We start from the raw sequence: 21,444 nt of genomic DNA on the forward strand, positions 1-21,444 counted from the left end.
CGAGAGCATGGGGCCTACGGTTGCCGACATCAAACGGCGTCTGCAGGATGCGGACGCCCGCGAGTTCGCAGTGCTCGAGAGGGCGCTCGTGGCCGATTCGCGAAAGGGAGTGCGCGATGCGGTGGAGGTGGCCCGGCGCCGCCTTGAGGCCGAGGCTGCCGAGCGTGCGCGCCTCGAGGGGCTGTACGCCTGCGAGCGCGAGCTGGCCGCGGCGCGGGGAGGGGGCGTTGTCGTGGGGCTCGACGAGGTGGGGCGGGGACCCTTGGCCGGGCCCCTTGCGGTGGGGGCGGTCGTGCTGCCCGCCGCTCCGTTGGTCGAAGGCCTCAACGACTCGAAGAAGCTCTCCGCGGTCGAGCGCGAGCGCGTGGCCGAGCGGGTGAAAGAGGTCGCTGCGGCTTGGACCGTCGAATACGTGGAGGCGTCCGACATCGATGCATGCGGTATGACGGCCTCGCTCGCGACGGCGTTTCGGCGTGCGGTGGCGCGCGTTGAGGCGGCGGGGGTCGACGTGGGCGTCGTGCTGCTCGACGGAAATCCCCTGCGTTTGGATGAACGCGAGGTGAGCGTCGTCAAGGGCGACGGCCGTTGCGCTTCCATAGCCGCGGCGTCCATCGTGGCGAAGGTCGAGCGGGATGCGCTCATGCGCCGCTATGCCGAAGAGTATCCCGAATACGGTTTCGAGTCGTGCAAGGGCTACGCGAGCCCCGCGCATATCGAGGCCATCAGGCGCCACGGCCTCACGCCCATCCATCGAGCGACGTTTTGCACCGCGTTCGTTCAGCCGACGTTGTTCTGAGGCTTAAACGCCCACGGCTTTGCCCCGCCGTGCCATTGCCGATACCTGGAAGAGGCGTCTCCCGTCCGCTCGAGCGACGGGCGCCCGGCACGTTGCGGCGACCCTTTTGCTCTTCGCCCTCGTGCGAGGCGAACCTCCGGCTCTCATGCTATGCGCTTCCCGGCCCTCCGGCCTTGGCCGCTGCTTCTCCGCGGCGCGCTTGCGACGAAGGCGCGGGGGGAGCGTGGAGGAAACGCGCATGCGGCGCGTGCTATGCGCGTTGGATTGGCGCGCGGATCGGCTGGATGCGCGCCATGGATCCGCTGGAGGGCTTCTGTACCATGGAGGCGGAGACGAAGGGAGCGATGACCATGGGAAGAGGTTCTGAGGCGGGCGTGGCGGAAGTGCGGGCGGCGATGCCGAGCAGGCGGGGTCGCAAGGGCGGTGGGACGGAGGGGGCTTCTGACGCCGCGCGGCGTGCTGAGCTTGGCCGTCGCGGTGAGGACGCGGCTGCGCGGTTCCTCGAGCGTCGAGGCTACGACATTGTGGAGCGCAACTGGGAATGCGCTGCGGGAGAGGCGGACATCGTCGCGCGCGACGACGACGGCTCCCTTGTGTTCGTCGAGGTCAAAACGCGTTCGAACTGTGAGCGCGGACTGCCGTCGGAGGCGGTGGACGCCGAGAAGCGCGAGCGCTACGAACGCATAGCGGCATGCTTTCTCGCAGATTACGACGTGGTGGACGTTCCGGTGCGATTCGACATCATCGGGATCGTCGCGGTTTCGGAGGATCGCGCCATGATACGACATCACATCAACGCGTTCTGCGCGGTCTGACATGGAGGGCCGATACAGAGTGCGTGCCGCCACGCTTCGAGGGGTCGAGGCCGTGCCGGTGGACGTGGAGGTGGCGGTGGGTTCTGGGGTTCCGGGATTCTCCGTCGTCGGCATGGCCGACGCCTCGGTGCAGGAGTCGCGCGAGCGCGTGCGGTCGGCGCTCAGGGCGTGCGGGTTCGTCATGCCGCCGAGCAAGGTGGTGGTGAACCTCGCGCCGGGATCGCTGCGAAAGACCGGATCGGGCTTCGACCTGCCAATCGCGGTGGGCATCCTCGTCGCCACAGGACAGGTCGATCCGCAATTCGCGCAGGGGAGGCTACTGGCGGGGGAGCTGTCTCTCGAAGGAGAAGTGCGCCCAGTGGCGGGGCTTTTGGCCTACGCGCTTTGCGCGCGCGATGCCGGATGCGATCTTTTGTGCGCGGAGGCGTCGGACGGGTTCGTGCGCATCGAAGGCGTGAGACGGCTCTCCATTCGCTCGCTTTCGGAGTTTCGCCGCGGGGAGTTCGCATTGGCGCCCGAAATCGCGTCGCCGCCCGCATCGCCTCCTGCGGACTTCGGCGACATCGCGGGGCACGAGATGGCCAAGCGGGCGCTCCAGATTGCGGCGGCGGGCAGACACGGTGTGATCATGGTGGGGCCGCCGGGGTCGGGCAAGACCATGCTGGCCTCGCGGATGCCCTCCATTTTGCCTCCCCTCTCGCAGGACGAGGCGCTGCAGACGGCGCTCGTGCACTCCGTGGCGGGCGAGGACCCGGCGCCTGCGTTGGCGGGTGTGCGGCCCTTTCGCAGCCCGCATCACACGGCCAGCTCGGCGGGGCTCATCGGTGGCGGGTCGCCTTTGCGACCGGGCGAAATATCCATGGCCCACAACGGGGTGCTGTTCTTGGACGAGCTGCCCGAGTTTCGCCCCTCGGTGTTGCAGGGAATGCGCCAGCCTTTGGAGTCGGGACGGGTCGTCATAACGCGGGCTGACGGAAACGTGGTGTTCCCAGCGCGCTTCACGCTTGTCGCCGCCTCGAATCCCTGTCCATGCGGATACCTCGGCGACCCCGAGCGCCAATGCGCCTGCACCATTCCCCAGATACGAAGCTACCAGGCCCGCGTGGGAGGACCTCTCATGGATCGCATCGACCTGCGCATCGATGTCAGGCGCATTCCTCCGGGCGAGGTGCTGAATGCGGGCGGCGGCACGTCTTCGGCGAAGTTGCGGGAAGACGTGCTGCGGGCTCGTGAGTTCGCTTCGTGGCGGCGCACGGTGGACGCGGAGGGGCGTGACGCGCTCGCGGGCGAGTCGGGTGCGGCCGAGCTCGTGCGTGCGTGCCGCCTCTCCGAAGACGACGAGTCGTTCTACGAGGATGTGGCGCGCAGCAACCACATGAGCGGCCGCGCCATCATGCGCACGTTGGCGGTGGCTCGCACGGTAGCCGACATGGAGGAAGCGCGTTGCGTGGGACGCCGCCATCTTTGCGAGGCGCTCGCGTTCCGATTGCACGATGGGGAGGGCTCATGACGGCGCGGAGCATGTTGGAGGGCCCGCGAAGCGTGCTCGTGCGCGGCTCCGACGCCTATCCGACGGCGTTCGAGGCGTTGGCGGATCCCCCTGCGAAACTTTACGTCATCGGCGATTTGGCGTCGCTATCCGAAGGCATGGCCATTGTGGGCGCGCGAAGGGCCACGCCGTATGGGCGCGGATGCGCTATGCGGTTCGCGCGCCTGGCTGCCGAGCGGGGCGTGACGGTGATCTCAGGCGGCGCCCGCGGATGCGATGCTGCGGCTCACGAGGCTGCGCTTTCGGCGGGTGGGCGCACGACGGCGTTTCTCGGCGGCGGTTGCGACCGGCTCTACCCGGCGGAGCACAGGGGCCTGTTCCAGCGCATCGTGGACGGCGGCGGGGCCGTCGTCTCCGAGCACCCGTGGGACGTCGCTCCGAGGCCTTGGATGTTCAGGCTGCGCAACCGCCTCATCGCCGCGCTCGCCCGGGCGACGCTCATCGTGGAGGCGGGTCTGCCTTCGGGCACGTTCAGCACTGCCGACGAGGCGCTCGCGGTCGGTCGCGAGGTGCTGGTGGTGCCCGGAGCCATCACGGCCGCCACCTCTCGCGGCGCGAATCGCCTCCTCGTCCAAGGTGCGGCCCCCATCGTGGACGACGAATCGTTCGAGGACGCTCTGCTGTCGCTTTTCGGCTGCCTACGTCAGGAGCGCTTCGCTGCGGAGGGATCGCGTCGCGCTGTTGGGGAAGGGGGAGAGGCCGTCTCCGAAAAGGCTGCCGGGGACGCGCCGTCGAAGCTCGCAGACGGGTCCTCGGTCGCCTCTTCCGCTCCCATGCCCGATCCGTTGGTGGAGGCGTTGCGCGCCGACGCGCTCGATATGGACGCCCTCTACGAGCTCGCCGTGGGGCTTTGCGAAGACGCCGATCCCCGTGCGTGGCTCATGGAGAGGCTTGTTGCGGCCGAGAGGTCCCACCTCATCGCCAAGCATCCCGATGGCCGGTGGGGGCCCGCGGGGTAGGGGCGTCGAGCGGAAGAAAGCCTTGCGCCCCCCGGGGGGGGGCGGTGCCGGAGGTTTCGTGGGGGCTTCCCGCAGACGGCGGGGTTTTGCTATCATTCGCGCATGCCTTCTTCAGTCACCATACTCGGCGCCGGCCTCGCGGGCAGTGAGGCGGCCTTGCAACTGGCCGCGCGCGGTATGAGCGTGCGGCTCGTGGAGATGCGCCCTGCGGTGCCCACGCCGGTGCATGCGTCGGGCGACTGCGCGGAGCTCGTGTGCTCGAACTCGCTCAAAAGCACGAAGCCCGACAGCGCGGCGGGCATGCTGAAGCGTGAGCTGGAGGCGCTGGGGTCGTTCGTGCTCGCCGCGGCCCGCCGCCATGCCGTGGCGGCGGGAGGGGCGCTGGCCGTGGATCGCGCGGCGTTCTCGGGCGCGGTGACCGCGCTCGTGGAAGGGCATCCGCTCATCGAGCTCGTGCGCATCGAAGCGCGCTCGGTGCGCGAGGCGGCTGCGGGGGCCAACGCCCTCGTCATCGCCACGGGCCCGCTCACCTCCGACGCCCTCGCGGCCGATTTGGCCGATATCGCGGGCGCGGATCACCTTGCGTTCTATGATGCGGCGGCGCCCATCGTCATGGCCGATTCCCTGGACGGGGGCAAGCTCTTCCGCCAGAGCCGCTACGAGGATGCCTCGGCGGGCGCGGGCGACTACCTGAACGCGCCTTTCACGCGCGAGGAATACGATGCGTTCATAGAGGCGCTGGTGGGGGCCGAGCGCGTGGTGCAGCGCGATTTCGAGGGCCGCGATCTGTTTCAGGCGTGCCAGCCCATCGAGGAGGTGGCGCGCAAGGGGCACGACGCGCCGCGCTTCGGCGCGCTCAAGCCCGTGGGGCTCACGGATCCGCGCACGGGGCGGCGGCCATGGGCCGCGCTGCAACTGCGCGCTGAGGACGCTCACGGCATGGGCTACAACCTCGTGGGTTTTCAGACCAACCTCACGTTTCCCGAGCAGCGCCGCGTGTTCCGCATGATCCCGGGCCTTGAGAACGCGGAGTTCGCGCGCTACGGGGTGATGCACCGCAACACGTTTCTGGACGCGCCGCGGCTGCTCGACGCCGACTTGAGGCTGCGCACACCGCTTGCGGAGGCGCTCGGCGCGCCCGTTTTCGTAGCCGGGCAGCTGGCTGGCACGGAGGGCTACTGCGAGGCCGTCCGCTCGGGATTGCACGCCGCGATCTCCGCGGCAGCCGCGCTGCGGGGCGTGGAGGCTCCCGCGTTACCTGAGGAGACGGCGTTCGGCGCGCTCATGGCCTACGCGACCGATCCCGCCACGGTCGACTATCAGCCCATGCATGTGAACTTCGGCATCATGGAGCCTCTCGCGCAGCATGTCCGCAACAAGCGCGAGCGCTATGCGGCCTACGCCAAGCGCGGCGACGAGGCGCTGGAAGCGTACGTCGAAGAGCTCGCCGAGGCGGGCCTCCTGCCGCAGGACGCGCGGCGAGGGGGAGCCGATGGCCGCTGAGCCCGCCGACGATCCTCTTGCGGTCGACGCGCGCGCCGCCGGGTTGGCCGAGTCGTTCTGCAGGACCCTGCGCGTCGAGCGCAACGCCTCCGAGCACACGGTGCGCGCCTATCGGGCCGACCTCATGGACTACCTGCGCTGGGCGCGCCGCGCTCGCGTCGAGCCGCTTGCGGCCACGCATCGGCAGCTGCGGCTCTACTTGGCCGAGCTCGATCGCGCCCAGTACTCGCGCACCACGGTCAACCGCCGGCTCTCGACCTTGCGCGGCTTCTTTCGCTGGCTCAACGTGACGGGGGTGCTCGACGAGGATCCGGCGGGCGCGCTTTCGGGGCCTCGTTCGCGCCGGAGCCTGCCGCATGTCATCCGCGCAGCCGACATGGCGCGGCTTCTGTCGGTGTACGCCGAGCGCGATGCTGCGGGCCGCGTGCGCGCCCAAAGCCCGGCCGACTTGCGCAACCAGGCGATCCTCGAGTTCCTCTACGCATGCGGCGCGCGCGTGTCCGAAGCGTCAGGCTTGCTGGCCGCTGACGTGGACCTCGTGACGGGCCAGGCGAAGGTGCTCGGCAAGGGGTCGAAGGAGCGCATCGTGCCCTTGCACGATCTGGCCGTCGCGTCGATGCGCGCCTACGCGTCCGAGGCGCGCCCGGCGCTTCTGCGCGATCGCTCCTGCGAGTTCTTCTTCGTGTCGACGCGCGGCGGGCGCATGGGAACCGACGCGATCCGCAAGATGTTCAAGGACGCGCTGCGCAAAGCCGGCCTCGACGAGAGCCTCTCTCCGCACGACATGCGCCACACCTTCGCCACCGATCTGCTCGACGGCGGGGCCGACCTGCGCAGCGTGCAGGAGATGCTCGGGCATGCGAGCCTGTCTACCACCCAGATCTACACGCACCTCGCGCCGGAGCGCCTCAAGAGGGTGCACGCACAAGCCCATCCCCGGGGTTGAGCGCATTCGTCTTCCGTCCGTCGCGCCTTCCGGAATCGTCCGCCACTGTGGCGAGGCGGTGCCGACGGCATGACCTCTGCTTGACGTTCGTTCCGCTTCTTCGCAGATGGCTTTCCTCTCGGGCACAATCGTTTTCTCGGTCAGATGCGTCGCGGGTCAGCGCGCAATACGACGAAAGGAGGCTCTATGAACAAGAAGATGCGCGCCTTCGCCTGGGCTGCGGCGACGGCCCTCGCGCTTGCCCCGTTCCTTGGCGGATGCGCGGCCGACGGCGCGGACGCTCAGCGAGGGGCTGCAGTCGAAACCCAGCGTCAGGATGCGGGAGATGCGATCGGCGAGGACGGCGAAGTCGTGAGGTTCGGTCTGGTGACCTCGGTGGAAGGCGAAAACGTCGTGATCGCGATGGGCGAGCTTGGGAGCTCCTTCGAGAGTGGACGAAAGACGTTCGGAATCGGAAAGGGCGAGGTCGCCCTCAGCACATCCGAGGTGAGGGTCGTCGACGAGTCGGGCTCCGCGGTCGAGGGGCGGGCGCTTCAGGTCGACGATGTCGTGGCCATGCGAGGAGCGTCCGAAGGCTCGTCCTTCAAGCCCCAGATGGTGGAGATCCTCGACGTCGCGTGCTCCGGCGCGAACGCCGACGACGGGCGCGTTCCCCAGGCGGGCTAGCGTCCTTTTCCCGTCGGAGGGGAGAAAGGCGGGCATCGTCTTCCCTCCGTCGTGCTCGACTGGTCATCGTCGCAGGCGGGCTCTTCGGCAGAAGGCAACCGGCATGGCGAAGGAACGTTCGGTGGGGCTGCGCTCGAGCAGGCGCGCCTCGCGTTCTTTGGTGTCGGGATCGGCGTTCGCGAACCGGGCAAGCGGCCGACGATGCCGGCGGGCGGTGGGCCTCATCCGCCGCTCGCGCGAAGCCCTGCCGTTCTCATGGCGCTAAGACGGCCTTCGGATGGTCCTCGCTTGATTTCGCTGATGGCGCCGACCTCGCTTTTGGGTCTGCCCTCCACGACCTGCAGGGCGGGCATGTGCCACAAAGGACGCTTTTGCGGGCCATGGGCTCGGCGGCCAAACGCAATGACGCATGGGGCGCTTGCGTTGCACGAGGCGCTCGAATTCGTTTTCGCTCTCGACTATTGCGGCATCCGAAGGCCTGGGGGGCGCAAAGATGCTTCGGGCTGCTTGCGGGGTTCGAAACCCGGTGGGAGAACCCGCATTTCGATTTGTTCGTGACGAGGGCGAACGATATATGCCGTCGCCCATATTCGCAGAAAGCCTCATCCCCCTTCGCTCGAACTATGTCCTTGTGACGCTCGCGACCAAGAGAGAAGGCCGTGTCTTGGGCAAGTTCTTTCATGGATGATTTCGTGAAGGGCGCTTTGATATCCCTTCTTCTGCTCTTGCTTGATATCCTTCTTGCCCGTGTTCCTCTTTGAGCCTCTTGCCAACCGGACCGAGAGGCCTATAATGACGGGACGCCGCGCATCGCGCGGCGCTTCGCTTCGAAGGGACGAAGGAGGAGGCGCAGATGCTGAGGATATCGACGGAGAAGCTTTTGCTTGTGGCCGGGCTTGTGTGGCTCGTCGCTGGCGCGAACGTCGCGGGAATCGGGCTCATCGCGTACTTCCACGAATCGGGGTGGGTGCTGTGGTCGCTCGTCGGGGGCACCTTCGTCGTGTTCACTTTGTTCCATGTCTTCGTGTTCACGAAGATGGTTGGCAAACATGCCGAGCGCATCAGGGGGTACGAGGAGGATCGCACGCATGTGCTCAAGTTCTTCGACAAGAAGGGCTACGTGACGATGGCCGTCATGATGGCAGGCGGCATCGCGCTGCGCGCTTCGGGCGTTGTTCCCGAGTGGTTCGTCGCGTTCTTCTATACGGGCCTCGGCGCGGCTTTGGCCGTGGCCGGAGCGAGCTTCGCACTGCGCTACTTCAGAAGCTCGAAGCCGTCCTGCCCGGTGATGCCACGTGACGGAGCGCGACGAGGGGACGGGAACGCATAGCATTCACGTCAACGAATCGGTTACGGCTCGCCTTCGCAGGGCGGGCCTTGGACTACGATGGACCGGATGCGGTTGCGTGCGGATCTGCGCAGAGAGCGGCAGGGTGAAATGAGAATGCGCGCCGAGGCGCGGCGCGGGAAGGAGGGCTCATGGCGCGCATCTTCGTGGTTGAGGACGACGCGTCGCTGCGCGACGAGCTTTTACGGCTGCTCGAGCTGCAGGGTCACGAAGCGCTTTCGTGTTCGTCGTTCGACCGGGTTGTGGAGGACGCCGTTGCCGCCGACGCCGATTGCGTCATCTTGGATTTGAAGCTGCCCGGCTCGGACGGTCATGCCGTGTGCCGCGATCTTCGCCGCGAGAGCGATGTGCCCATCGTCATGCTCACCTCGTCCGACAGCGAGTTCGACGAGGTTATGAGCATGAACCTCGGTGCAGACGATTACGTGACGAAGCCCTATCGTCCTGCCGTCCTGCTCGCACGCGTCCAGTCGGCCCTTCGCCGCGCCGGGCGCAGCGAAGGGGCGCGCATCGCGTGCAAAGGCGTCTCTTTCGATATGGCGCGCGGAACCGTGGAGCACGAGGGGCGTGCGGTCGAGCTTACGAGGAACGAGCAGAAGATCCTCCACTTGCTCATGGCGAACCACGGCGTCATCATCTCGCGCCAAGAGCTCATGGTCGAGCTGTGGCAGTCAGACGCCTTCATCGACGACAACACCCTCACCGTGAACATCAACCGCCTGCGCAAGAGCCTGGCCTCCATCGGCGTGCCCGGCGACTTCCTCGTCACGCGGCGCGGCCAGGGATACCTGGTGTAGGGGGGCGCATGACGCCGAGAGCCTATCTGCGCGATCGGGCCTTCGTCCTGATCGCCATCGCTTCGGCGTCTCTCTTCTCGGGCGGCGTTCTGGCCGCGCTCGGGCAAGGCTGGCAGGCCGCCGCTTTGGTCGCGGGCGTCGTCGCGGGATGCGGGGCGGCAGCGCTCGCCTTCGGCTATTTTCGCGCTCGTCGCTTCTGGCGCGAGCTAGCGTGTTTCTCCGACGGCCTCGTCCGCGCCTGGTACGCGCCGTCCCTCATGGAGGAGCCGGGGTTCCTCGAGGGGCGCCTCGCCTACGAAGCGCTCGAGGCGCATGCGAAAGCGGCCTCGGACGAAGTGGCCGCGCACAAAGGGCAGGCCGAGGCGTACCGCGGGTACGTTGAGCTGTGGATACACGAGATAAAGACCCCCATCGCCGCAGCGGGCCTCATAGCGGCCGGAATGCACGGCCCTCAGGCAGAGCGCATGAAAGGCGAGCTCGATCGCATCGAAGGCTATGTCGAGCAGGCGCTGTACTACGCGCGCTCCACTTCGCTTTCGCGCGACTTCTCCATTCGGGAGACGTCGCTGGCCGACGTCGTGCGCGGGGTTGCGCGAAAGCATGCGCGCTACCTCGTCGAGCAGAAGACGATGCCGGTTTTCGACGTATCTGCCGATGTGCGCGTATGGGCCGATGCGAAATGGCTTGCCTTCGCGCTGGGGCAGCTTGTGACGAACGCGGCGAAGTACGGTGCGGCCTCGGTGCGCTTCTCGGCATGCGAGGAGGGGGAGGGCACTGCGGAGGCGCGCACCGTGCTCGAGGTGGCCGACGACGGGCCCGGCATCCCCTCCGAGGACGTCCCTCGCGTGTTCGAGCGCGGATTCACCGGGCGCAACGGGCGCGCGTTGGGCTCGTCTACCGGCATGGGGCTCTACCTTGTGGCCGAGTTGTGCGAGAAGATGGGGCTCGGGGTTGCCCTTGCTTCGGAGGAGGGGCGCGGCACGCGCGTGCTGATCTCGTTCCCGCACGACCGCCGTCGCCTCGACGCGCAAGCGGGGATCCCAACCTGACGAAACCGTAAGGTTCGGGTAAGGCTCTTCTATGGCGCACGGGTGTCGGACGGCGTAGCATCGTCTTCGCATCCGATCAGGGAAGGAGACGAGATCCATGGCAGAAACGTTCGCGACGCCGTGCGCCGAGACCGCCTTGGGCGCGCAGGGCGCGCATCCCATCTTGTCCGTGCGCCAGATCGAGAAGGTCTATGGCAGCCGCGATTCGATCACGCACGCGATAAACGACATCAGCTTCGACGTCATGCCCGGCGAGTTCGTGGGGATCATGGGGCCGTCGGGATCGGGGAAGACCACGCTTCTGAACTGCGTGGCGACCATCGACACCGCGACGAGCGGGCACATCCTCGTGGACGGACGCGATATCACCACGCTGCGCAGTCGGGCGTTGGCGCGCTTTCGTCGCGATGACCTGGGCTTCATCTTCCAGGACTCGAACCTGCTCGACACGCTCACGGGTTTCGAGAACATCGCGCTTGCGCTCACCATCAAAGGTGAGCGGACTTCCTCGGTGCGAGCGAAGGTGGAGCAGGTGGCCGCTGTGCTGGGCGTGTCGGAGGTGCTGGGAAAGTATCCACGCCAGATGTCGGGAGGGCAGCGGCAGCGCGTGGCCGCGGCGCGCGCCATGGTCACCGACCCGAAGCTCGTGCTGGCCGACGAGCCCACCGGCTCGCTCGACTCGCGCAGCGCGTCGGTCATGCTCGACACGCTGTCCATGATGAACAAGCGGCTGGGGGCCACCATCATGATGGTCACGCACGACTCGTTCGCCGCGTCGTTCGCGAACCGCATCCTGTTCATCAAGGACGGAGCTGTGTTCAACGAAGTATTGAAAGGCGGCCTGAGCCGCGCCGAATTCTTCAATCGCATCATGGAAGTGGTGACGTTTCTAGGCGGTGACGTGCGCGATGCTTGCTAGGCTAGCGATCCGCAACGTGCGCCGCTCGATGCGCGATTACGCGGTGTACTTCGTCACGCTCGTGTTCGGTGTTGCTGCTTTCTATGCGTTCAATTCTGTGAAAAGCCAATCCGTCCTCTTCGACCTGCAGGGTGTCGCATCCGAGGATACCTTCAATCTCACGGCTCAGTTCCTGCAAATGTTCTCCGTCCTCATCGCGTGCGTACTGGGGTTCCTCGTCATCTATGCGAACCGGTTCCTCATTCGCAGACGGAAGCGGGAGTTCGGCACCTGCCTTTTGCTAGGCATGCGTCCCGCTCAGGTGTCGGCCATCGTGCTCATGGAGACGGCTTGCGTGGGCACGGCGTCGCTTGCGACGGGGCTTGCTCTGGGTCTTGCGTTGTCGCAGGGCTTGTCATTTCTCACAGCTGGGTTGTTCAGCATCCCCATGCAGAAGTACCGCTTCGTGGTTTCGGGCGAGGCCTTCGTCCAGACGCTTCTGTGCTTCTTGCTCATCTTCGTGGTCGTGGCGCTGTTCAACACGCTGTCTTTGCGTCGCTGCAAGCTCGTAGACCTTCTGAGTGCGGCCGCGCGTGTCGAGCGTTCGCCTGTTCGCGGCCCCTTGACGGGCTTGGTCGGATTCATCGTTGCGGCGGGGCTTTTGGCATGGGCCTACGTCACGCTTTTCGAGAGCGGTTTAACGGAGTTCGGCGCCGAGTTCTGGAAGGCGACGGCGCTCATGGTGGTCGGCACGTTTCTGCTCTTCTGGTCGGCGGCCGGTTTCGTCGTCGTTGTGCTCGAGCGGGTGCCCGGCGCGTATTTCAGGGGACTCGCCATGTTCACGACGCGTCAGGTGGCGAGCAGGGTGAACACGGCGTTTCTGTCGCTGTCCACGGTGTGCGTCATGTTGTTCTTCTCGCTTGCCGTGTTCTCCACGGGCGCAGGGTTCGTGCAGGTGTTTTCGGACGGCATCGAGAAAGGCACGCTGTTCGACGCCTCGCTCACGGCGAACGCCTACCTCGCGGCTGACGACGAAGGCGAGAAGGCCGTATCCGTGCGCGAGAGGGGGGAGGCCTACGATTGGGACGTCTTGCGCTTCCTGCGCGACTCTGTGCCGAATTGGGACGAGTTCGTGGAGGGAGCGGCCCAGGCTGACCTTTACCAGCCTCGGGAGGGCACGGAAACCTACGGCGAGCTCATGGGCCGTCTCGGCGTGGGTCTTGACGGCGGCCTGCAGGAGGAGGCATTGTCGTCTCAGACGGTGGGCATGGTGGGGCTGTCTCAGTTCAACGCCGTGCGCGCCCTGGCCGGGCGCGAGCCCATCGATCTTTCCTCGGGCACCTACGCCGTGAACAACGCCGTCGCCTTGTCCGAGGACCTTTCGCGAGCGATGGCCGGGGAGGGCGTCGAGATCAAGGTGGGGGGACGGATGCTTTCGGCATCGGGCCTCTACGTTGAGCAGCCGCTGTCCACTTCGATGTTCGTCACGGACGGGGCCATGCTCGTGGTGCCCGACGAGGTGGTGGAGGCGCTGCGCGCCGCCGGGGAGACGCCCTACGTGTGCTACCTCGATTTGTCCTACCGCACGGACAGGGCCGAGGGGGACCGGCTGCTCGAGGAAGCGCTCGCCCGCGCCCTGCCGATCGAGGGTCAAGAGGGGGCGAGCGGCCTCGACCATGCGACGTCTCCTTGGCCCGTCACCATCGTCAGCACGGCCAACGAGACGATCGAGCAGTCCGGCGGCATGCGCATGATGATCACCTACCTGGCGCTTTACATAGGGTTCGTGTTCCTCATAACCACCGCGGCGCTTTTGGCCATCCAACAGCTTTCCGAAACGAGCGATTCGTTTTCGCGCTACCGCACGATCGCCGAGATCGGCTGCGACCGGCGCATGATGTTCCGATCCCTTCTCATCCAGGTGGCCGTCTATTTCCTTGCGCCTCTTTCGCTGGCTGCGTGCCACACGGCGTGCGCCGTGAGCGTGATCGGGCGCGATGTGCTCGACCAGCTGGGTGTGTCGGTGTCCGAAGCCGTGTTCGCGGCGGCGGCGTTCACGATTCTGGTGTACGGCGGGTACCTTCTGGTCACGTACTTCGCAAGCCGTGGGCTCGTGCGCGCTTCGCTGGGCAAAAGGCTTCTTGGATAGCGGGTCTCGCCACGGTCGATCCGAAGCCCAACTTAGAGCAAGTTCCTTTGACGTACGGGATGCTTCGCGGCTCCTTGCCACGAGCATTGTTCGGGAAAGGCGGTTTCAACGATGCAGGCAGTGTCAAACGCGCTTCTTGTCGTATCGATCACGTTTCTGGCCATCGCCCTCGCGTCGGCCGCGAACTCCGTGCTCAAGCACGGTCTGACGGGGCTGCACGCTCTCGGAAAGGGGACGTGGGCGGCATTCGGGATGTACGTGCTTTCGTTCGTGGGGTTCATCGCGACTCAGGGGCTTTAAGACTTAGCGCGGCGACCGGGCCGCGCGCTCCCTGGCGCCCCTGCGTTATCGGGGGCGTTCGAACGGGCCATTTCCATCCTGCGAACGCTCGGCTCGACGATGCGTCTGGAAGCGGGATCGGGCGAAGGAGGTCAGAGGGCCGACGCAGGGCTTAGGAGTGGTGCCGCCGAGGAGCGCGGCAGCTCACGCTCCCAGCAGATGGCGCAGGGCAGCCACGGGGTGCCTTGCGAGCATGCGGGGGCCGGCATAGCGCATGACGGCCCGCACCTTCTCGCGCATCGCTGGTTTGTAGCAGTGGTTGCCGCATTGCTCGCACGAGGTTTTCGCGTCCATCTTACGGCAGCGCTCGGTGCGCAGCGCCGCATAGGCGTCGAGCTCCGCGCACGCGCGGCATACGGGCTCCCCGCACGCGGCGCGCTCGGTGCGAGAGGCGGCATCGTGGTTGCCGGCGCAGTACAGGGCGATCATTTGCGAAACGGTGCGCTTCTCGCGAGCGCGCCGTTTCGCGGTCTTGGGGGTGTCGTTGAGCTCTCTCATGAAGGCTATGGTAGTGCATTTTTGGAGCGATCGGACGGCGTGTTCGAGAATTTCGGCGGCCGCCCTCCCCTCTGCCCTCACTGCCATTCGCTTGGAAGGCGTGCTCTGCGAATATCGGCGCGAGGAGGCGCATGGGAAGGGGGCTTGCCCGCGCGATGTTCGCAGGGGCGGGTCGAAGCCGAGTGGCGCGCTGGATATCGTTTTTCGCCGCGCAACCAGGATCGATGCGCATCGGTGCAATTCCGATTCCGGATCGTGCTCCTTGCGACCTGACGAGGCGGAGGGGAGCTTTGTCGGGCGAGGGGCCCTCCCAAACGCTGGAAAGATCTGCGCGGCGGGCTATATGACGGCGCGCGTTTCGCATGGCTCCCCGGCTTTGCCCCATGAGCGCGGGCATGCGGATCGGAGAATGGGGGGCCGGCTTCGGGATTCGTGCTCAGGATTCGAATGGACGGTCGACGCCTGCGCGGGTTCGAACGAAATGTGGGAAAACCTTGAACGCTTCAACAGGAACAGATGTTCTTTCGAAAAAGGCCGACGGCGCTGCGCTACAATGATCGTTCGCATGAAAGACCACCTTCCGTTCGTGCTTCGCGCGGACGGCGACAAGATAGGAAGCGCATGGGACAGAACGCCATCGTCATCAAGGGCGCCCGCGAGCACAACCTCAAGGACGTCGATCTCATGATACCGCGCGACGAGCTCGTGGTGATCACGGGACTGTCCGGATCTGGCAAGTCGAGCCTCGCGTTCGACACGATGTACGCCGAAGGCCAGCGCCGCTACGTGGAGAGCCTTTCCAGCTACGCGCGCATGTTCTTGGGGCAGATGTCGAAGCCCGACCTCGACAGCATCGACGGCTTGTCGCCGGCGGTGTCCATCGACCAGAAGACCACGAGCAAGAACCCGCGCTCCACGGTGGGCACCACCACCGAGATCTACGACTACCTGCGCCTGTTGTTCGCGCGCGTGGGCGTGCCGCACTGCCCCGAGTGCGGCCGCGTCATCAGGAAGCAGACCACCGACCAGGTGACCGACGAGATCCTCGCGCTCGCCCCCGACGCCAAGGCCATCGTCATGGCGCCGGTGGTGGCGGGACGCAAGGGCGAGTTCACGAAGCTGTTCGCCGACCTCCAGAAGGAGGGCTTCAGTCGCGTGCGCATCGACGGCGAGATCGTGAAGCTCGACGGCGAGCCGCGCACGCTCAACAAGAAGATCAAGCACTTCATCGACGTGGTGGTGGATCGCGTGCAGCTGAAAGGGAGCGCGACGAGCCGCATCGCCGAGGCGGTGGAGCTGGCCACGAAGCTCGCCGACGGACGGGTGCTCGTGCAGGTGCTCGGCGACGACGGCCAGCCGCTCGGCGAGGGAGGCGGGCGCTCGTCCGGCGCCACGGGCGGCCTGGGCGCAGGCGAGCACATCTTCTCGCTCGCGCTGGCGTGCCCCGAGCACGGCCATTCCATGGACGAGCTGCAGCCGCGCGACTTCTCGTTCAATGCGCCCTACGGCGCCTGCCCCGACTGCCTCGGCATCGGCAGCCGCGAGGAGGTGGATGCCTCGCTCGTGGTGCCCGACCCGTCGCTATCGCTTGCCGAGGGCGTGATCGCCCCGTTCCGCACGGGGAACTACTATCCTCAGGTGCTGCGTGCCGTCGCGAAGCACCTGGGCGTTGACGAGGACACGCCGTGGGAGGACATGCCCAAGAAGGTTCAGAACGCGCTGCTGAACGGTCTCGGCGGAGAGAAGGTGCGCGTGGACTACGTGACCGTGGACGGGCGCGAGACCTACTGGTACATCGAGTGGGAGGGCGCGCTTGCGGCGGTCATGCGCCGCTACCAAGAGGCGCAAAGCGACGCGCAACGCGAGAAGCTGCAGAGCTACTTTGCCGTCGTGCCGTGCGCCACCTGCGGCGGCAAGCGCCTCAAGCCGGAGATTCTCGCAGTTACGGTGGGCGACAAGTCCATCCACGACGTCACCGAGATGAGCGCCTCAGAAGGACTGCGCTTCTTCGAGGGACTCTCTTTCGAAGGCCAGCAGCTCTCCATTGCCGGCCCCATCGTGAAGGAGATCAAGGCGCGCCTCAAGTTCCTCGTGGACGTAGGGCTCGACTATCTCACGCTCGAGCGCGCCACGGCCACGCTCTCCGGCGGCGAAGCGCAGCGCATCCGGCTCGCCACGCAGATCGGCGCGGGGCTCATGGGCGTGCTCTACATCCTCGACGAGCCTTCTATCGGGCTTCACCAACGCGATAACGAGCGCCTTATCGCCACGCTTGCCCACCTGCGCGATCTCGGCAACACCGTCGTCGTGGTGGAGCACGACGAGGACACCATCCGCAGCGCCGACTTCGTCGTGGACATGGGTCCGGGCGCGGGCGAGCACGGCGGGCGCGTGGTTGCTTCGGGGACGCCTGCGGAGGTGGCGCGCGCCGAAGGCTCGCTCACGGCCGATTACCTGTCGGGTCGACGGCGCATAGAGGTGCCCGAGAAGCGCCGCAAGCCCCGCCGCGGCTCGCTCAAGCTGACGGGCGCGACCGAGAACAACCTGAGGAACGTGACGCTCGAGGTGCCCTTCGGCACGCTCACCGTGGTCACGGGCGTGTCGGGCTCGGGCAAGAGCTCGCTTGTCACCGACACGCTGGCTCCGGCCCTGGCGAACCGTGTGAACCATGCGCATCGCCGCACGGGCGCATATAGGAAGATCACCGGCCTGGACAAGATCGACAAGGTCATCAACATCGACCAGAGCCCCATCGGTCGCACGCCGCGAAGCAATCCCGCCACCTACATAGGGCTCTGGGATGACATCCGGGCGCTGTTCGCCTCCACGCAGGAATCGAAGGCGCGCGGATACAGTCCGGGCCGCTTCAGCTTCAACGTGAGCGGCGGGCGCTGCGAGGCATGTAAGGGCGATGGGCAGATCAAGATAGAGATGCATTTCCTGCCCGACATCTACGTGCCCTGCGAAGTGTGCGGCGGTGCGCGCTACAACCGTGAGACGCTGCAGGTGACGTACCGCGGCAAGAACATCGCCGAGGTGTTGGACATGACCGTGGAGGACGCGCTTGCATTCTTCGAGAACATCCCGGGCATCCGTCGCAAGCTGCAGACGCTCTTCGACGTGGGGCTGGGCTATATCCGCCTTGGGCAGCCTGCTACCACGCTTTCGGGCGGCGAGGCTCAGCGTGTGAAGCTGGCGAGCGAGTTGCAGCGCCGTCAGACCGGCAAGACGTTCTACATTTTGGACGAGCCCACTACGGGCTTGCACTTCGAAGACGTGCGCCAGCTTCTGGTCGTGTTGCAACGGCTCGTCGACGCGGGGAACACGGTGCTCGTCATCGAGCACAACCTCGACGTCATCAAGTGCGCGGACCGCATCGTGGACCTCGGCCCCGAAGGCGGCGAGGGCGGTGGACGCATCGTGGCGCAGGGCACGCCCGAAGAGGTGGCCGAGGTCTCCGGAAGCCATACCGGCCGGTTCGTGAAAAAGATGCTGGAGGACGGCCGGCTCTAGCGCCTCTCCAAGGCGTCATGCGACGACCTTCGCAGACCGCTCCTTTTCCGTCGGGGCCCGGAGAGATGCCCTCTGCTCGGACGGTCGCTCGAGCGATCGCGCAGGTTGGCCTCCGCGGTGTGGCGTCGCGGAGGCGAACGCGATCGGCAGGAAGCCGGATAGGGTGCGAGGCGGCTCGGGCATCGGCACCGCGGACGTGCTCGGCTGCGAGAGCCGCCGAGTGTTCCGCGGTCGCTCGCTGCGCAGATGGCTCGAAACGCCGCGCACGCTGGCATGCATTCGGGCCCTCCCTTCGGGACTCAGGCCGGATCTTGGTGGCATCTGGCGCAACAAAGCTTCCAGCGGCAATTTATTTACCGGTTGACGTGGCTTTTTGATCACTTGCGCAAAACTTGGCGAAACTCGGGTCGCACCTCTTTACCAGCGTCGTCGGACGTGCGACAATGCGCAGGTGCCTATGGCGGGCGCGAAGGGACGGGACGCGGAAGCGGGAGAGGAGGACGGCGTGGCCTCGGATGTTGCGGAAGCGGCCCTTCGGTCGGAGGGCGCGGCAGGCGGTCATGTGGCGCGCGGTATCGCATGCGCTGCGCTTGGCGGCATCTGTTGGGGCTTCTCGGGCACATGCGCCCAGCTCATGACGGGTGGATTCGGCGTTCCGGTACCGTGGATCACCTGCGTGCGCCTGCTTTCGGCGGCGGTTGTCTTCCTCGCGGTGTGCGCCGTGCGCGAGCCGCGCAACCTGTTGGCCGCCCTGCGCGATGCGCGCTCGCTCGCGCGCATCGCGGCGTTCGCTCTTTTCGGCGTCCTGCTCACGCAGGTGAGCTACCTCACGGCCATCTCGTACACCAACGCGGGCACGGGCACCGTGCTCGAGCGCCTGGGGCTCGTGCTCATCATGCTGTACGTGTGCCTACGCGCCCGGCGGCTGCCAAGGGCCCGGGAGGCGGTTGGGCTCGTGCTGGCCATCGCCGGCACGGTCCTCATTGCCACGAAGGGCAACTTCGGCGAGCTCGCCATCCCAGCGGAAGGTTTGTTCTGGGGTTTCGTGTCGGCGTTCGCGCTCGCCTGCTACACGCTCATTCCCGGCAAGGTGCTCGAGAAATGGGGCAGCTTCATCGTCACGGGGCTCTCCATGCTCGTCGGCGGCGTGGTGGCCACCGTGGCCGTGAGGCCTTGGACCGTCGGGGTGGAAGTCTCGCTCGATCTTGCGCTTGTGATGGGGGCGATGGTGCTCGTGGGCACGTTCGCCGCGTACCTGTTCTACCTGCAGGGGATCACCGATGCGGGCCCTGTGCGCGCCGGGCTCGTCGGCTGCGTTGAGCCGGTGTCGGCTGCGGTCATATCGGCCGTATGGTTGGGAACGCCGGTCGCGCCGGTGGATCTCGTGGGCATCGCGCTGATCATCGGCATGATGTTCCTCGTCGCGCAGCGGGATGGCCTTCCGGCTAAAGGAGCGGTCGCCTATGACGGGTCGGCAGACGACTTGCCGTTGTTTCAGGGGCGTGCGAGCGAGTTGGGATACTACCGTGCGCGTCGCGCCGTGCGCAGCGACTTCGCACGCATGAAGGCAGTGCTCGAGGAAGGGCATCGCGCGGTACGCGCGCTCGGCATCGAGGAGGGCCGCAAGAGGTATCCTTCGGCTCGGCGCCTCATGCGCGCCATCGAAGCCGGATGCGCTTACGTCGTGGTCGCAGATCGCCCCGCTGACGGGAAGGAGCCCGCAGATGCTCGGTTCGCCTCCGGTTCGGAGCGCATCATCGGCGTGTTCGCTCTCGATCCGAAGGGCGATCCCGCTTATGCGCGGGCCTGCGGCGCACGATGGACGGAGCCGACGGAGGGCGACGCGGCCGCTTACGCGTCGCTGCATTGGGTGACGGTGGCAGAAGAGGCTCGCAGACGCGGCGTGGGCGGCTTCATCCTTGGAACCGCCGAGCGCATCGCGCGTGAAGAGGGGCTTTCGGGCATCCGTGCCGACGTCTACCGCGACAACGCTCCCGTCCGCGCGCTGCTCGAGGGCGGAGGCTACCGTTGCTGCGGCGATATCGAGCTGAGGCCCGGTTTCGGTCGCGTAAGGCGGCGCGCCGCTTACGAGCGGACCTGGTAACATCCCTTCGCCCAGCTTGCAGTGGGCGGCGAGAGAAAGCGACGAGAGAAAGCGAGCCATCGTGCACTTCCGTAAAGCGACAGAGAGCGACATCGAACGCATCATGGAGATCGTCGCGGACGGCCGCGAGGCCATCCGGGCGCTCGGCCTCGATCAGTGGCAGGGCGGCTATCCGCATCGCGGCGTAATCGAGGGGGATGTGGCTCGTGGGGATTCCTACCTTGTCGAAGACGAGAACGGCTGCGTCGTGGCAACCGCGATGGTGGGGTTTTCGGGCGAGCGCGATTACGACCGTATCGAACAAGGAGCATGGCTCACGTCCTGCACGTCGGAAGATCCCTGCTATGGCGTCGTGCATCGCGTGGCCACCGCCGCAGAGAGCCGCGGGCGGGGCGCCGCGGTCTTCGTGATGGCCGGCGCCGAGCAGCTGGCCCGCGAACGCGGCGCAGCGAGCGTGCGCGTGGACACGCATCCCGGGAACGCTCCCATGCAAAGACTGCTCGAACGATGCGGCTACTCGAAGTGCGGCATCATCTTTATCGGCCATGCCGAAGGGGCCACTCCCGAGCGCATCGCCTACGAGAAGCTCGTCTGAGCTTCCGCATCGCGTTTCGCACACGCCCTTCCTGTCGAAATTCTGTCTCTTGCGGGGCTTTCCCTAAGCAAGAGGCGGGCGCGGTATAATACAAAGACTATGTCTTCCCGATCACGCGAGAAAATAGCCTTGGTGGTGTTCGCCGCCCTCATCGTGCTGAGCCTGCTCGGACTCGGATCGTACTTGATCGCAGGACATTCATGGAACGTTGCCGCCTCCAATATCGACGATACGTTCGGCAGCATGGAAGGCTATACGGCCATAGTTTATGCGGGCACCGTCGACCCCGAGGAGCCGTTTGAGCCGGGGGAGGACGGTTTCGGAAGCCTTGCGACGCCCTCTGCTGCCGACGCTTCGGAGGACGAGGTCGTCGACGAAACAGACGATACGGCCTACGACGGAGCTTCCGGGAGGGACGATGCGCGGCTGCCGCTCAGCATCGACGACGTGAAAGAGAGCTACGAGCAGAAGGGCGCCGCGGTTTTCTCTCTGTCCACGCTCGATCCCTCCAGATACGAGGAGGGCGTCATCCTGAAGAAGGGCGGGCTCCGTTTCGGAGTGCTCAGCGTGACCGAGCCCGTCCCGTCCCGCTACCTCGAGCTTCAGGCGGAGTATTTCGACGAGCACGCGGTGGACTTCGTCGTGGCGGTCGTGTCCGACAAAGACTACCTCGAGGGCGTCGAGGGGTTCGACATCGTCGTCTCAACGCAGGATGAAGGCCTGTTCGTGATGGGCGAGACGATAGGCTCGACGTTCTACGTGAGCGCTCCGGAGCTTGGCAAGACGGGCGCCATCCTCATATCCCCGAGCAACGTCGTGTCCGCCAAGGTCGTCGAAGGGCTTTAGGCGCCTTTCCGACCTCGCCGCTTTTCTCGCCTCTCGCATCCTTTCCCCGCTCCTCGGCGACGACTGCACCCCCC

The 21,444-nt window shown here is 66.4% G+C and carries 19 protein-coding genes; 18 read left to right on the forward strand and 1 reads right to left on the reverse strand.

The features are described from left to right. Nucleotides 1–7 precede the first annotated feature (7 nt). From B5F40_RS06070 to B5F40_RS06130, 14 genes are all read left to right on the forward strand, one after another. Nucleotides 8–796 (forward strand): ribonuclease HII, encoded by a 789-nt coding sequence (locus tag B5F40_RS06070; protein WP_087193482.1) that lies wholly within the window; start codon nt 8–10, stop codon nt 794–796. Nucleotides 797–1,146: 350 nt separating this feature from the next. Continuing rightward, the gene (locus B5F40_RS06075; RefSeq protein ID WP_239442927.1) at nt 1,147–1,611 is read left to right on the forward strand and encodes a YraN family protein; all 465 of its coding nucleotides are present in this window, start codon (nt 1,147–1,149) and stop codon (nt 1,609–1,611) included. A gap of 1 nt (nt 1,612) precedes the next feature. Beyond that, nucleotides 1,613–3,121, forward strand: coding sequence for a YifB family Mg chelatase-like AAA ATPase (locus B5F40_RS06080; protein WP_087193483.1), 1,509 nt, complete (start codon nt 1,613–1,615; stop codon nt 3,119–3,121). Next, nucleotides 3,118–4,119 (forward strand): DNA-processing protein DprA, encoded by a 1,002-nt coding sequence (dprA, locus tag B5F40_RS06085; protein ID WP_087193484.1) that lies wholly within the window; start codon nt 3,118–3,120, stop codon nt 4,117–4,119. Before B5F40_RS06080 ends, dprA begins: the two co-directional genes overlap by 4 nt. Nucleotides 4,120–4,221: 102 nt before the next feature. After that, nucleotides 4,222–5,622, forward strand: coding sequence for a methylenetetrahydrofolate--tRNA-(uracil(54)-C(5))-methyltransferase (FADH(2)-oxidizing) TrmFO (gene trmFO / locus B5F40_RS06090; protein ID WP_087193485.1), 1,401 nt, complete (start codon nt 4,222–4,224; stop codon nt 5,620–5,622). Next, nucleotides 5,612–6,568 carry a tyrosine recombinase gene (locus tag B5F40_RS06095; RefSeq protein WP_087193486.1) on the forward strand — a complete coding sequence of 319 codons (957 nt, stop codon included), beginning with the start codon at nt 5,612–5,614 and terminating at the stop codon, nt 6,566–6,568. Before trmFO ends, B5F40_RS06095 begins: the two co-directional genes overlap by 11 nt. A 186-nt stretch (nt 6,569–6,754) precedes the next feature. Next, a complete protein-coding gene (locus tag B5F40_RS06100; protein ID WP_087193487.1) occupies nt 6,755–7,234 on the forward strand; it encodes a hypothetical protein in 480 nt (159 codons plus the stop codon). A 103-nt stretch (nt 7,235–7,337) separates the two neighbouring features. Next, nucleotides 7,338–7,499, forward strand: a complete 162-nt coding sequence (locus tag B5F40_RS16210; protein ID WP_162610910.1) for a hypothetical protein — start codon at nt 7,338–7,340, stop codon at nt 7,497–7,499. Between the two features lie 588 nt (nt 7,500–8,087). Next, nucleotides 8,088–8,564 carry a hypothetical protein gene (locus B5F40_RS06105; RefSeq protein WP_087193488.1) on the forward strand — a complete coding sequence of 159 codons (477 nt, stop codon included), beginning with the start codon at nt 8,088–8,090 and terminating at the stop codon, nt 8,562–8,564. Nucleotides 8,565–8,713: 149 nt separating this feature from the next. Further along, entirely contained in the window at nt 8,714–9,379 is a 666-nt protein-coding gene (locus B5F40_RS06110; protein WP_087193489.1) for a response regulator transcription factor, read from the forward strand. Nucleotides 9,380–9,387: 8 nt separating this feature from the next. Next, entirely contained in the window at nt 9,388–10,428 is a 1,041-nt protein-coding gene (locus tag B5F40_RS06115; protein WP_087193490.1) for a sensor histidine kinase, read from the forward strand. A gap of 97 nt (nt 10,429–10,525) precedes the next feature. Then, nucleotides 10,526–11,347, forward strand: coding sequence for an ABC transporter ATP-binding protein (locus tag B5F40_RS06120; protein ID WP_087193491.1), 822 nt, complete (start codon nt 10,526–10,528; stop codon nt 11,345–11,347). Next, nucleotides 11,337–13,475: an FtsX-like permease family protein gene (locus B5F40_RS06125; RefSeq protein WP_087193492.1), complete on the forward strand. Its 2,139-nt coding sequence runs from the start codon at nt 11,337–11,339 to the stop codon at nt 13,473–13,475. The genes B5F40_RS06120 and B5F40_RS06125 overlap by 11 nt, the downstream gene beginning before the upstream one ends. Nucleotides 13,476–13,586: 111 nt before the next feature. Beyond that, a complete protein-coding gene (locus B5F40_RS06130) occupies nt 13,587–13,775 on the forward strand; it encodes a hypothetical protein (RefSeq protein ID WP_087193493.1) in 189 nt (62 codons plus the stop codon). A 183-nt stretch (nt 13,776–13,958) separates the two neighbouring features. On the opposite strand, the gene B5F40_RS06135 is transcribed toward B5F40_RS06130, so the two are convergent. Next, complete coding sequence (locus tag B5F40_RS06135) at nt 13,959–14,312, reverse strand: nitrous oxide-stimulated promoter family protein (RefSeq protein WP_087193494.1); 354 nt, start codon at nt 14,310–14,312, stop codon at nt 13,959–13,961. Nucleotides 14,313–14,933: 621 nt separating this feature from the next. Between B5F40_RS06135 and uvrA the strand changes: the two genes are divergently transcribed. The 4 genes from uvrA to B5F40_RS06155 all read left to right on the forward strand — a co-directional run bounded on the left by uvrA (nt 14,934) and on the right by B5F40_RS06155 (nt 21,370). Beyond that, nucleotides 14,934–17,825: an excinuclease ABC subunit UvrA gene (gene uvrA, locus B5F40_RS06140; protein WP_087193495.1), complete on the forward strand. Its 2,892-nt coding sequence runs from the start codon at nt 14,934–14,936 to the stop codon at nt 17,823–17,825. Nucleotides 17,826–18,282: 457 nt separating this feature from the next. After that, complete coding sequence (locus B5F40_RS06145) at nt 18,283–19,929, forward strand: GNAT family N-acetyltransferase (RefSeq protein ID WP_087193496.1); 1,647 nt, start codon at nt 18,283–18,285, stop codon at nt 19,927–19,929. A 61-nt stretch (nt 19,930–19,990) separates the two neighbouring features. After that, nucleotides 19,991–20,524 (forward strand): GNAT family N-acetyltransferase, encoded by a 534-nt coding sequence (locus tag B5F40_RS06150; RefSeq protein WP_239442928.1) that lies wholly within the window; start codon nt 19,991–19,993, stop codon nt 20,522–20,524. 99 nt (nt 20,525–20,623) lie between these two features. Continuing rightward, nucleotides 20,624–21,370, forward strand: coding sequence for a hypothetical protein (locus B5F40_RS06155; RefSeq protein WP_087193497.1), 747 nt, complete (start codon nt 20,624–20,626; stop codon nt 21,368–21,370). Nucleotides 21,371–21,444 lie beyond the last annotated feature (74 nt).

The organism is Gordonibacter sp. An230, from assembly GCF_002159915.1.
GTDB lineage: Bacteria > Actinomycetota > Coriobacteriia > Coriobacteriales > Eggerthellaceae > Rubneribacter.

Coding starts and splice junctions, on each gene's coding strand:
- dprA (WP_087193484.1), top strand. CDS start 3,118: ATGACGGCGCGGAGCATGTTGGAGGGCCCGCGAAGCGTGCTCGTGCGC.
- B5F40_RS06070 (WP_087193482.1), top strand. CDS start 8: ATGGGGCCTACGGTTGCCGACATCAAACGGCGTCTGCAGGATGCGGAC.
- B5F40_RS16210 (WP_162610910.1), top strand. CDS start 7,338: ATGGCGAAGGAACGTTCGGTGGGGCTGCGCTCGAGCAGGCGCGCCTCG.
- B5F40_RS06135 (WP_087193494.1), bottom strand. CDS start 14,312: ATGAGAGAGCTCAACGACACCCCCAAGACCGCGAAACGGCGCGCTCGC.
- B5F40_RS06095 (WP_087193486.1), top strand. CDS start 5,612: ATGGCCGCTGAGCCCGCCGACGATCCTCTTGCGGTCGACGCGCGCGCC.
- B5F40_RS06145 (WP_087193496.1), top strand. CDS start 18,283: ATGGCGGGCGCGAAGGGACGGGACGCGGAAGCGGGAGAGGAGGACGGC.
- trmFO (WP_087193485.1), top strand. CDS start 4,222: ATGCCTTCTTCAGTCACCATACTCGGCGCCGGCCTCGCGGGCAGTGAG.
- B5F40_RS06125 (WP_087193492.1), top strand. CDS start 11,337: ATGCTTGCTAGGCTAGCGATCCGCAACGTGCGCCGCTCGATGCGCGAT.
- B5F40_RS06100 (WP_087193487.1), top strand. CDS start 6,755: ATGAACAAGAAGATGCGCGCCTTCGCCTGGGCTGCGGCGACGGCCCTC.
- B5F40_RS06110 (WP_087193489.1), top strand. CDS start 8,714: ATGGCGCGCATCTTCGTGGTTGAGGACGACGCGTCGCTGCGCGACGAG.
- B5F40_RS06075 (WP_239442927.1), top strand. CDS start 1,147: ATGGGAAGAGGTTCTGAGGCGGGCGTGGCGGAAGTGCGGGCGGCGATG.
- B5F40_RS06115 (WP_087193490.1), top strand. CDS start 9,388: ATGACGCCGAGAGCCTATCTGCGCGATCGGGCCTTCGTCCTGATCGCC.
- B5F40_RS06105 (WP_087193488.1), top strand. CDS start 8,088: ATGCTGAGGATATCGACGGAGAAGCTTTTGCTTGTGGCCGGGCTTGTG.
- B5F40_RS06155 (WP_087193497.1), top strand. CDS start 20,624: ATGTCTTCCCGATCACGCGAGAAAATAGCCTTGGTGGTGTTCGCCGCC.
- uvrA (WP_087193495.1), top strand. CDS start 14,934: ATGGGACAGAACGCCATCGTCATCAAGGGCGCCCGCGAGCACAACCTC.
- B5F40_RS06130 (WP_087193493.1), top strand. CDS start 13,587: ATGCAGGCAGTGTCAAACGCGCTTCTTGTCGTATCGATCACGTTTCTG.
- B5F40_RS06120 (WP_087193491.1), top strand. CDS start 10,526: ATGGCAGAAACGTTCGCGACGCCGTGCGCCGAGACCGCCTTGGGCGCG.
- B5F40_RS06080 (WP_087193483.1), top strand. CDS start 1,613: ATGGAGGGCCGATACAGAGTGCGTGCCGCCACGCTTCGAGGGGTCGAG.